Below are 11,612 nucleotides of genomic sequence, written 5' to 3' on the forward strand. Positions count from 1 at the left end.
GGAAAAGTCAGCGATAAACCGGGTGTCGGCGGCACAGCGCAATCACCTGTTCACGCACCTGCAGCGCAACGCTATCGCTCTCCCCGCGTTGCAGGGCGTCCAGGACATCGCACAGCCAAGCGGCCAGTTGCTCGCACTCGAACACGCCGAAACCGCGGGTGGTGACGGCCGGCGTGCCGATGCGCAGCCCCGAGGTGACAAAGGGGGAGCGCGGATCGTTGGGCACCGAATTCTTGTTGGCGGTGATGCCGGCGTTGCTCAAGGCCGCATCGGCGTCTTTGCCGGTGTAAGGCCGGTCGGACAGGTCGATCAACATCATGTGGTTATCGGTGCCACCCGAGACAATCCTGTAACCGCGCCGCTGCAACACGGCCGCCATGGCCCGGGCATTGACCACGACCTGGGCCTGGTAGGTTTTGAACTCGGGCCTCAAGGCTTCCTTGAAGGCCACCGCCTTGGCGGCAATCTGATGCATCAACGGCCCACCCTGAACACCCGGGAACACCGCCGAATCGAGTTTTTTGTAAAACGCTGCGTCCTGGCCCTTGGACAAAATCAACCCGCCTCGCGGGCCACGCAAGGTCTTGTGCGTGGTGCTGGTGACCACGTGAGCGTGCGGCAACGGGTCCGGGTACTCGCCAGCGGCGACCAAGCCGGCGACGTGAGCCATGTCGACCCAGAAAATCGCACCGACCTTGTCGGCAATCGCCCGCATGCGCGCCCAGTCTTTGTACCGCGAGTAGGCCGAAAACCCGCCGATCAGCATCTTCGGCCGCGTTTCCACAGCGATGCGCTCCATCTCGTCGTAGTCGAGCAAGCCCGTCTGCGGGTCGAGCCCGTAAGGCACGATGTGGTAATGCCGGCCCGAGAAGTTGGAGGGATTGCCGTGGGTCAGGTGCCCACCCTGGGCCAGGTTCATGCCCATCACCGTATCGCCGGGGTTGATCAAGGCCAGGAACACCGCGGCGTTTGCCTGGGCGCCCGCATGGGGCTGCACGTTGGCGTAATCGCAGTCGAACAGAGCCTTGACCCGTTCGATGGCCAGGCGCTCGGCCACATCGACGTATTCGCAGCCGCTGTAGTAGCGCTTGCCGGGGTAGCCCTCGGCGTATTTGTTGGTCAGTACCGTGCTCTGGAGGCTCATGACCAGCGGGCTGGCGTAGTTTTCGGAAGCGATCAGCTCGACATGGTCTTCCTGACGGCGCTCCTCGTTATGAATCGCCTCACACAGCTGCGGGTCGAAGCTTTCAAGTGTCAATGTTGAGTCGTACATGATGAACAGGTCCTTGCTGAAAAAGTCAGGTCGTTGACGGTTGATCGGCGCTCGGCCAGTAGTAGTCATCCGGCATGGCGCGGGCGCCGAAGATGGCCTGGCCGACGCGGACAACGGTCGCGCCTTCCTCGATGGCAATCTCGAAATCCCCGGACATGCCCATCGACAATTCCTCCAGGCTGACGCCCGCCGGGGCGTGATCGCGCAGGCGCTCGCGCAGTTCGCGCAGCCGCACAAAGCACGGGCGCACGCGGGCCACATCGGCCGAAAACAGCGCCAGCGTCATCAGCCCGCGAACGCGCAAGGCCGGGAACGCTGGCAGGGCCTGCAGAAAACCCGCGACGGCGTGCGGCTCCAGGCCGTATTTGCTGGCTTCCCCGGAGGTATTCACCTGCACGAACACATCCAGTTGGCGCCCTTCGATCTGCAGGCGACGATCCAGCGCCTCGGCCACTCGCAGGCTGTCCAGCGACTGGAACTCACTGGCAAAGCGCGCGACCTGCTTGGCTTTGTTGGTTTGCAGGTGGCCAATCACCGACCACTGCAGATCGGCCAGATCGCTCATGGCCTGCCATTTGCGCTGGGCTTCCTGCACCTTGTTCTCACCCAGCAGCCGACAGCCCGCCGCATACGCCAGGCGCAGGTGCGCCTCGTCAAAGGTTTTGCTGACCGGCAACAAGCGCACGCTCGCCGGGTCGCGTCCGACCCGCCCACAGGCACTGGCGATACGTTGCTGTACGGCCGCCAGATTGCGCCGGAAGTCCTCCACGCTGGTGGCCTGCGGGTAACGCCCGTGACGCGCATGCAGGGTGGCGCTGGCTGGCGGTTCGGCGCGCATCATTGGGCCGCTCCCTTGGCCGCCGCCACCGCCTCGGAAGCCGGCGCACGGCGACGTGGCAAGCGGCCGTTGAGCAACGCATACGCCGCCAACCCGATCAACAACCCCCAAAACGCGCCGCCGATCCCGAGCAGGTTGATGTTGGCGGCGCACGCCAGAAAGGTGATCAGCGCGGCTTCACGCGACCTGACGTCCGCCATCGCGCTGGCCAGGCTGGCGCCGATGGTGCCCAGCAGGGCCAAGCCGGCCAGCGTGGTGATGAATGCCGGCGGGAACGCCATGAATACGGCGGCCAGCGTTACCCCGAACACCCCGACGAGGATGTAGAACACCCCAGCGGCAACCCCGGCGACCCAGCGCTTGGACGCGTCCTCCGAGGCTTCCTTGCCCGTGCAGATGGCCGCCGTGATGGCCGCGACGTTGAACGCGTGCGAGCCGAACGGCGCCATCAGCAGCGACCCCAACCCGGTCACCGTCAGGATCGGGTTGGCGCTGGTCTTGAAACCATCGTTGCGCAACACCAGCATGCCCGGCATGTACTGGCCCGTGAGGGTGATCAGAAACAGCGGCAGCGCCACACTGAGCAACGCATTGAGCGAAAACTCGGGCCGGGTGAATACCGGCGCCGCCAGTTGCAGGGACAGGCCCGACAAGTCCACCCGCCCCTGCACCAGCAGGAATCCCAAGCCCAGCAGCAGAATGCCGACGACCGCGTAGCGCGCAGTAAAGCGCTTGAGCCCGACGTAAGCGGCGATCAACACGCCGACCAGCACCGGGTCGAGGCTCATGCCACCAAACGCGCCGATGCCGAACTGCAGCAGAATCCCCGCCAGCATGGCCGCCGCGATGCCCGGCGGAATCAGCCGGATGACTTTTTCGAAACAGCCGGACAGCCCCAGCAGCACAAACGCCACGGCTGAAACCATGTACGCGCCGACCGCCTCGGCGTAAGGCGTGACAGACAGCGCGACCACCAGAAACGCCGCAGCAGGGGTCGACCAGGCGGTGATGATCGGCTCACGGCTCACCCAGCTGAGAAACAGCCCGGTCACCCCCACGCCGATCGATACCGACCAGACCCACGAAGCCGTCAGCTCGGGGCTGAGCCCGGCCACCTTGGCCGCCTGGAACACCAGAATGAACGTACCGCCATAATTGACGATGACTGAAATCAGCCCGGCCACGATGGGGTGCAACAGGTCGCGCGGGCGCAGCGGCGACGGCGATATTGACGAAGACATAGGGACTTTGCTCCTTGCCAGACGAGGGGTTGAGCCTCGCGTGATGGGTCATTGGCCGGCGTGAAGGCAGTGGCACAGGTGAAAGTCTACGGATAGACTGGCCTGCTATTACCGGCCAATTCTTCAGGACGAGGCAGACCGCATGGCGAAATCCTTCGAGCTGGAAACCCTGCAGATGCGCCTCAACGACGCGCAATTCCAGCGGTTGGGCCTGCACCAGCGCATTCAACGCGCGCTGCGCGCCTTGATCCTCGACGGCGCACTCTCGCCGGGCCTGAAGCTGCCGGCGACGCGGGTGTTGGCCACGTCGTTGGGGGTCGCGCGCGACACGGTGGAGAACGCCTACGTGCAGTTGCACCGCGATGGTTTTATCGTGCGGCGCGAGGGCTCCGGCAGTTACGTGTGCGAGGCCATCGGCACCGAATTGCGCGGTGCCTCGCGCCGCCGCATCAAGGCGCAGGCCGTCAAAACCAGCCAGGCCGCACCGGGCGCCGGCTTGAGCCTGCGCGGGCGGATGATCCTCGACAGCGGCGGCGTGAACGATCAACAGGTGATCAAGGCATTCGCCACGGGCCTGCCCGAAACCCGCTCGTTCCCGACCGATGTGTGGGAGCGCCTGCAGCGCCAGGTGATGAAGGACTATCGCAGCAGCGTGCTGTTGCACGGTGACCCGCAAGGAGCCGAGTCGTTACGCAAAGCCATCGCGACGTACTTGAACCTTGAGCGTGGGGCGAAGTGCTCGCCCGACCAGGTCCTGGTGCTGAGCAGTACGCGCCAGGCGCTGTTTCTGTGTGCGCAACTGCTGGTGGACGTCGGCAAACCGATCCTGCTGGAAAACCCGGGCTACTACGGCGCCAGGAAGGCCTTCGAAACCGCCGAGGCCAAGGTCGTGCCCATCGATGTCGATGCGGCGGGCATCCGCACCGACCTGCTGCACGCCGACCGCAGCGGCGCCCATTGCGTGTATGTCACGCCGTCTCATCAATACCCGACCGGCGCCACGCTGACCCTGGAGCGGCGTCTGGAGTTGATCAACTGGGCCGCGGAAAAAGGCAAATGGGTCATCGAAGATGACTACGACAGCGAGTTCCACTACGAAGGCAAACCCACGGCCTGCGTGCAGGGCCTGGACAAGTACCAGCGCACGCTGTACCTCGGCACCTTCAGCAAGACCCTGTTCCCCGGCCTGCGCATGGGCTACATGGTGCTGCCCCCTGAACTGGTCAAGGCCTTCACCTATGCGCGCAGCATGATGGACGGCCACACCCCGCAAATCCTGCAACTGACGCTGGCGCGCTTCATGGAGGACGGGCATTACAACGCCCATGTCCGGGCAATGCGCAAACTCTACGCCGGGCGCCAAACCATCATGCTCGACGCCATCGGCAAGTACCTCGGCGATGTGGTCACGGCATGCCGGCCCCAGGGCGGGCTGCAAATCCCTTGCGTGCTGCATGAGGGGTGGTCGGAAGAAAAAACCATCCGCCAGGCCGCCAGCGCGGGAGTGCAACTGTCCGGCCTCAGCCGGTTGTATGCCGGTGCGGCCACGCAACAGGGATGGTTATTGGGCTACTCGTCCTTGACCGCCCATGAAATCGAAACCGCCATGCAGCGCCTGGCTAACGCGCTCAAGACGCGCTAGCCGCTCCAGGCGCGCCTTCAACGAAACCGATCGACCTCTTGGCGCAAGCCTGCCGCCAGCGTCTCCAGCTCCTTGGCGGTAATCGCCAGGTTCGACACCACTTCGCGTTGCTCGCTGTTGGCCAGCGCAATGCTCTGCAGGTTGCTGCTCAGCAACGTCGCCGTGCTGCTCTGCTCCTGGGTGGCGGTGGTGATCGCGGCGAATTGCTGCCCGGCCGAGCGGCTCTGCTCATCGATGCGTGCCAGGGCCGACGCCACGTCGGCGTTGCGTGACAGGCCTTCCTGCATCAGCGCATTGCCCTGTTCCATGGTGCTGATGGCGTTACCGGTTTCCTGCTGGATGCTTTGGATCATCCCGGAAATCTCATCGGTGGCCTGGCGAGTGCGCGAGGCCAGGTTGCGCACTTCGTCGGCGACCACCGCAAACCCACGGCCCTGCTCACCAGCGCGGGCGGCTTCGATGGCGGCATTGAGCGCCAGCAGGTTGGTCTGTTCGGCGATCGAAGTGATCACGCCGACGATGCCGCCGATTTCCTGGGAACGCTGGCCCAAGGTGTTGATCACCGTGGCCGTGCTGTTCAGGGCGGTGGCGATGTGTTCCAGGGACGACGACGCCTCCTGCATCGAGTTGCGGCCGATGCGGGTCTGCTGGGCGTTTTCCTGGGCCAGGCGTTCGGTGTTGCCCATGTTGTCGGCGATGTTCAGCGAAGTGGCGCTGAATTCCTCCACCGCGCCGGCCATGCTGGTGATTTCGCCGGACTGCTGCTCCATGCCTTCATAGGCACCGCCGGACAAACCGGACAACGCCTGCGCCCGGCCGTTGACCTCTTCGGCGGCCCTGCGGATGTGCGACACCATGGTCGACAGCGCTTCCCCCATCTGGTTGAAGCTGCGCGCCAGTTGGCCGATCTCGTCATGGCTCGACACGTTCAGGCGCGCGCTCAAATCACCGCCGCCCAAGGCTTCGGCCTGGCGTACCAAGTCGCTCAACGGCGCCAGTTTGCTGCGCAACAACCACACTGTTGCGCCCACCGCCAGCAGCATCGCCAGCATGCTGCCGATCACCAGGCGAATGCCCACCGACCACGTGACCGCGCGGATCTCGGCTTTCGGCATGCTCGCCACCACCGACCAGGGGCCGCCGGCAAACGGCACCGAGACGCTGTAGAAATCTTCCTGCTTGTCGCTCCAGAAGCGGCCCTTGCCGGGCGCCTTGGCCAGGTCCAGCATCACCGGCACAGCCTGGTCCGGCGCCTGCACCCCGGCCGGTGGTACCAGCCAGTGTTTCTGTTCATCCAGCAGCGCCAGCGAACCGGTCTGGCCGATGCGGAAGCGCTTGAGGTTGTCGAACTGGGCATTCTGCTCATCGGTGTAGTCGAAGCCGATGAACAGCACCGCGATGACTTTGCCGCTGGCGTCGCGCACCGGGCTGTACTGGGTCATGTAGGAGCGATCGAACAGCACGGCGCGGCCGATGTACGTCTGCCCACCGACCACCCGCGAGTAGGCCGGCCCCTGGCGATCCAGCACTGTGCCGATGGCACGGCTGCCGTCCTGCTTGGTCAAGGACGTGCTGATGCGGATAAAGTCGTCGCCGCTGCGCACGAACACCGTGGCCACGCCGCCGGATATCTGCTTGAACTCGTCGACGTCACCGAAGTTGTTGTTCAGCAGCGCCTTGCCCAGGTACAGGCTCGGGGTCTGCACGCCGGCCACGGCGACCGGCTGATCCGCCTGCACGCTCAAGCCGGCGCCGAAGCGTTTTTCAAACAGCCCGCTCAAGCGCTGGGTGCTCTCGCGCAAGGTGCCGTGGAAGGTACTGAGTTGATCGGCAAGCAGCCGCGCCTCGCTGGCCAGATGTTCTTCCCGGGTATCGAGGTTGGCGGAGTCGAGGGAACGCAAGGCAAAAACCGTACTGCCGCTGATGACGACAGCCAGAATCACGGCTAACGCGAGGCCTAGCTGGGAGGCGATCCGAGCACGAGGTTGAGACATGACAGCTCCTGGCCGAGGCCTGGATCATCCTGATCTCATAGCGTTGCTCGGCAAATTATCTAGTGAGATTCGTTGGTGCACGATAGTTCCAACACCCCTACTTCGGCGGCGCCGGGCAATACTTGAGCGAAGTGCAGGGGTATCACGCAAACGATTGCTCTCTCACGCTGAAGCGATTCAATCGAGACGCTCGACGACAGGCAACACCATGGCCTGCACTTCGCCCTGCAGAAACTCCGCCAGCCGGCGCAGACGCTCGCCGCCCGGGCGGGTTTTCGGCCACACCAGGTAATAATTTTCCCCACTGGCGACGGCGGTCGGCCACGGCAGGCTCAAGCGCCCCTGGGCCACGTCTTCGGCGACCATCAGCAGATCGCCCATGGACACGCCGTAACCCCGGGCGGCGGCGATCATGCCCAGCTCCAGGGTATCGAACACCTGCCCGCCCTTGAGCGACACCTGGGCGGACAGCCCCATGCGCTCCAACCAGTTACGCCAGTCGCGGCGGTCGGGGGTGGGGTGCAGCAACTCGGCGCTGCCCAGGCGATTGACGTCCCATGGGCCGTCGCTCAACAAATTGGGTGCGCCGACTGGAATCAACAGTTCCGGGAACAGGTAACTGGCTTCCCAATCCGCCGGAAAGTGCCCGTCGCTCAACAACACCGCGCAGTCAAAAGGCTCCTGGTTGAAGTCGACTTCATCCACGCTCATCCACGCGCTGGTGAGCTGCACTTCGTTGCCCGGCTGCAAATGCCGGAAACGGCTGAGCCGCGCCAACAGCCAGCGCATGGTCAGGGTCGAGGGTGCCTTCATGCGCAAGATGTCATCTTCGGCGTTCAAGGTATGACAGGCCCGTTCCAGCGCGGCAAAGCCCTCGCGCACCCCGGGCAGCAACAAGCGTGCGGCCTCGGTGAGCTGCAGGTTGCGCCCGCTGCGCAGGAACAGGCGGCAGGCGAAATGCTCTTCGAGGGTGCGGATATGCCGGCTCACCGCACTTTGGGTGATGGACAGCTCCTGCGCCGCGCGGGTGAAGGAATTGTGTCGGGAGGCGGCCTCAAAAGCCCGTAGCGCATAAAGCGGAGGAAGACGACGAGACATAAGGAAAGCTCCGACAGCACGATGCTGAAACCCTACCAGAATCAATCAGGCATGAGTTTTAATCATGCGACCAATCGCTTTTATCCCTTTGTGCAATGAGCTGAGAGCGCCGAGAATCGACGTTCTCCCCCTCCTCCGAAAATTTGAGCGTGATGATCATGCAACATCCGGCACGTACCGAACTCTGGGCCATTCTGCGGCTGTCAGGGCCGTTGATTGCCTCACAGTTGGCGCACATGCTGATGGTGCTGACCGACACCCTGATGATGGCCCGCCTGAGCCCCGAGGCCCTGGCCGGCGGTGGCCTGGGCGCGGCGAGCTACTCGTTCGTGGCGATTTTCTGCATCGGCGTGATTGCTGCCGTGGGCACCCTGGTCGCCATCCGCCACGGCGCGGGCGATATCGACGGCGCCACCCGCCTGACCCAGGCCGGGCTGTGGCTCGCCTGGCTGATGGCCTTGGCGGCGGCGCTGCTGCTGTGGAACCTCAAGCCGGTGCTGCTGATGTTCGGCCAGACCGAGACCAACGTGGACGCGGCGGGGCAATTCCTTACGATCCTGCCGTTCGCCCTGCCCGGCTACCTGAGTTTCATGGCCCTGCGCGGCTTCACCAGCGCGATCGGCAAAGCCACACCGGTGATGGTGATCAGTCTCGGCGGCACAGTGGTCAACTACCTGCTCAACCACGCGTTGATCGAGGGCATGTTCGGCCTGCCGAAACTCGGCTTGATGGGCATCGGCCTGGTCACGGCCATCGTCGCCAATGGCATGGCGCTGGCACTGATGGCGTACATCCGCAGCAACCGCGCGTACTCAGCCTACCCGCTGAGCGCAGGCCTGTTGCGTCTGAACACCCACTACTTGCGCGAGCTGTGGCGGCTGGGCCTGCCGATTGGCGGCACCTACGCGGTGGAAGTCGGGTTGTTTGCCTTCGCCGCGCTGTGCATGGGCACCATGGGCAGTACGCAATTGGCGGCGCATCAGATCGCGCTGCAAATCGTCTCGGTGGCGTTCATGGTGCCGGCGGGAATGTCCTACGCGGTGACCATGCGTATCGGCCAGCACTATGGCGCCGGGCAACTGCTGCAGGCGCGCATGGCGGGGCGTGTCGGCATCGGCTTTGGCGCGGCGGTGATGTTGGGATTTGCCGCGGTGCTGTGGCTGTATTCCGATCCGCTGGTCGGGCTGTTCCTCGACCATAACGACCCAGCATTCCACGAGGTGATCGTGCTCGCCGTCAGCCTGCTGGCCGTGGCGGCCTGGTTCGAGCTGTTCGACGGCGTGCAGACCATCGCCATGGGCTGCATCCGTGGGCTCAAGGACGCCAAGACCACCTTCCTGGTGGGCCTGGGTTGCTATTGGCTGATCGGTGCGCCAGCGGCCTGGTGGATGGCCTTCACCCTGGGCTGGGGGCCGACCGGCGTGTGGTGGGGCCTGGCGCTGGGCCTGGCCTGTGCGGCGATCAGCCTGACCTGTGCGTTCGAGGCGAAGATGAAGCGCATGATTCGGCAGGAGCCAGACGCTCAACGCTCATTCCATGCCGCGCAGACCGACTAGAAGTCTTGCGCGGTTGAAATGTGGGGGCGGGTTGGCAAGAAAAGGATGAGCTAGCCCAACAAAGCCTGCTGGTCCTTGCCGAACGTCAGGTAGTCCACCAACTCCGGCAATGGCAGCGGTTTGCTGATCAGGTAACCCTGGGCCTGGTCGCAACCGAACAAACGTAACAGCGCCAGTTGTTCCGCGGTTTCCACGCCTTCGGCCACCACTTCCAGGTTGAGGTTGTGGGCCAGGTTGATCATGGCGTGGACCAGCTTGCGGTTTTCTTCACGCTCTTCCATGCCGCCGACGAAACTCTTGTCGATCTTCAACAAGGCAATCGGCAGGCTGTTGAGGTGGACGAACGATGAGAAGCCGGTGCCGAAGTCGTCGAGGGAAAAGCGCACACCGAGGCGACCGAGGGCGTCCATGGTCTGCTTGACCAGGTCACTGCGGCGCATCACGGCGGTTTCGGTCAGCTCGAATTCCAGCCATTGCGCATCCACCCCGCGCTCGACAATCAGCCGGCTGAGGGTTGAGAGCAGTTGGCTGTCCTGGAACTGGCGGAACGACAGGTTGACCGCCATATGCAGCGGCGGCAGGCCGCGTTCGCGCAGGTCCTGCATGTCGCGCAGGGCCCGGGAGATCACCCAGTAACCCAGCGGTACGATCAACCCACTCTGTTCGGCCAGCGGCACGAATTCGCTGGGCGGCAACAGGCCGCGCTCGCCATGGCGCCAGCGCACCAGGGCTTCGAGGCCGACGATATGGCCGTCGTCCAGGTCGAGGCGCGGCTGGTAGTGCAGTTCCAGTTCGTCGCGACGCAGCGCGCGGCGCAATTCGCTTTCCAGGTCGGCCAGGCTGCGGGCGTTGCGGTTGATACGTTCGTTGAAGATATGAAAGGTGCAGCCCTGGGTGCTTTTGGCTTGCTGCATGGCGATATGGGCATGCCACATCAACGGGTCGGCGCCGGCACGCGCGCGGGCATGCGCGACGCCCAGGCTGCAACCGATCAGCAGGCTCTCGCCATCCACCCAATACGGTTCGGCCATGGCTTCGGTGATGCGCTCGGCCATCCATTCGGCACGCTGGGGCGCGCGGCGGGTGTCGATCAGCAAGGCAAACTCATCGCTGCCCAGGCGCGCCAGTTGGTCGCCGGCTTCGAGCTGGCTCTTGAGCCGCGAAACCACTTGCAGGATCAGCCGGTCGCCGGCCTGGTGGCCGAGGGCATCGTTGGCGTGACGGAAGTTGTCGAGGTCCAGGTGGCCCAGGGCCAGGCCGCGCCCTTCGTTGTCTGCCAGGCGTGCGGCCAACAGGGTCTGGAAGCCCTGGCGGTTGGCGATACCGGTCAGCGGGTCTTGTTCGGCCAGGCGCTGCAAGGTGTTTTCCAGCACGCCACGTTCGCGCACATGGCGCAGGCAGCGGCGCAGGGTGTCGGCGTCCATGGCAAGACGGATCAGCCAGTCACTGACTCCCAGGGGCGCCACCAACGGCTCCTGTTCCAGCAACAACACGCACGGCAAGCTGCAACGGCCCGGGCCGGGTTGCAGGTTGGGCGTGGTCAACAGCACGGCGCTGTGGTCGTCATCGAACAGACGACTCACCGAGTCCCAGTTGGGCGCGCTGATCAGCACAGCCCCGTCGCCCATCGGCACCAGGCACTCGCGCAACAATGCTGCCCACTCAGGCGTATCGGCCAGTAGCAGCAAACGCAAGGGTTCGACAGGCGTGGACAAGCTAGCTCCCTAGACTCTGCAAGATTTCGTTGGCGGCAAGTATTATGACGTCAGGTCGAGCATTCACAAATGATAAAAGTTATCAAATACGAGCAGTACGCACAAAAGTCGCAAATACCCCCACATCCTGCGGCAAAGTAGCAAAAGCGGCAAATTTAGATCGAGTGGTACGTCACACCGTCGATCCAAGGCAGCAGAATCTCACCAGCCTGTTAAAATGCCCGCCCTTTTGAACAACGACTCCCTGAACTCTGT

General features: G+C 64.1%; 8 protein-coding genes. 2 read left to right on the plus strand and 6 right to left on the minus strand.

What is annotated here, in order from left to right; all coding sequences use genetic code 11:
- Positions 1 to 7 precede the first annotated feature (7 nt).
- Genes glyA through LQ249_RS30310 form a run of 3 tightly spaced genes read right to left on the minus strand, consistent with a single transcriptional unit; the run spans position 8 to position 3,352 of the window.
- Positions 8 to 1,273, minus strand: a complete 1,266-nt coding sequence (gene glyA / locus LQ249_RS30300) for a serine hydroxymethyltransferase (RefSeq protein ID WP_046381661.1) — start codon at positions 1,271 to 1,273, stop codon at positions 8 to 10.
- 25 nt (positions 1,274 to 1,298) lie between these two features.
- Positions 1,299 to 2,114, minus strand: coding sequence for a YggS family pyridoxal phosphate-dependent enzyme (locus tag LQ249_RS30305; protein ID WP_232566092.1), 816 nt, complete (start codon positions 2,112 to 2,114; stop codon positions 1,299 to 1,301).
- Positions 2,111 to 3,352, minus strand: a complete 1,242-nt coding sequence (locus LQ249_RS30310) for a benzoate/H(+) symporter BenE family transporter (RefSeq protein WP_232566093.1) — start codon at positions 3,350 to 3,352, stop codon at positions 2,111 to 2,113. The genes LQ249_RS30305 and LQ249_RS30310 overlap by 4 nt, the downstream gene beginning before the upstream one ends.
- A gap of 142 nt (positions 3,353 to 3,494) precedes the next feature.
- Here LQ249_RS30310 and pdxR point away from each other — a divergent pair, with 142 nt between their 5' ends.
- Positions 3,495 to 4,994: a MocR-like pyridoxine biosynthesis transcription factor PdxR gene (pdxR, locus tag LQ249_RS30315; RefSeq protein WP_232566094.1), complete on the plus strand. Its 1,500-nt coding sequence runs from the start codon at positions 3,495 to 3,497 to the stop codon at positions 4,992 to 4,994.
- 17 nt (positions 4,995 to 5,011) lie between these two features.
- On the opposite strand, the gene LQ249_RS30320 is transcribed toward pdxR, so the two are convergent.
- Both LQ249_RS30320 and LQ249_RS30325 read right to left on the minus strand, forming a co-directional pair.
- On the minus strand, positions 5,012 to 6,988 hold the full coding sequence (locus LQ249_RS30320; protein ID WP_046381657.1) for a methyl-accepting chemotaxis protein: 1,977 nt from the start codon (positions 6,986 to 6,988) through the stop codon (positions 5,012 to 5,014).
- 177 nt (positions 6,989 to 7,165) lie between these two features.
- Positions 7,166 to 8,086, minus strand: a complete 921-nt coding sequence (locus LQ249_RS30325) for a LysR substrate-binding domain-containing protein (RefSeq protein ID WP_232566095.1) — start codon at positions 8,084 to 8,086, stop codon at positions 7,166 to 7,168.
- A gap of 152 nt (positions 8,087 to 8,238) precedes the next feature.
- Between LQ249_RS30325 and LQ249_RS30330 the strand changes: the two genes are divergently transcribed.
- Positions 8,239 to 9,642, plus strand: a complete 1,404-nt coding sequence (locus LQ249_RS30330) for a NorM family multidrug efflux MATE transporter (protein ID WP_017846029.1) — start codon at positions 8,239 to 8,241, stop codon at positions 9,640 to 9,642.
- A 50-nt stretch (positions 9,643 to 9,692) separates the two neighbouring features.
- On the opposite strand, the gene LQ249_RS30335 is transcribed toward LQ249_RS30330, so the two are convergent.
- Positions 9,693 to 11,357, minus strand: a complete 1,665-nt coding sequence (locus tag LQ249_RS30335) for a putative bifunctional diguanylate cyclase/phosphodiesterase (protein ID WP_017846030.1) — start codon at positions 11,355 to 11,357, stop codon at positions 9,693 to 9,695.
- Positions 11,358 to 11,612 lie beyond the last annotated feature (255 nt).

The sequence above is a fragment of the Pseudomonas sp. 7-41 genome (genome assembly GCF_021233075.1).
GTDB classification, from domain to species: Bacteria; Pseudomonadota; Gammaproteobacteria; order Pseudomonadales; family Pseudomonadaceae; genus Aquipseudomonas; species Aquipseudomonas veronii.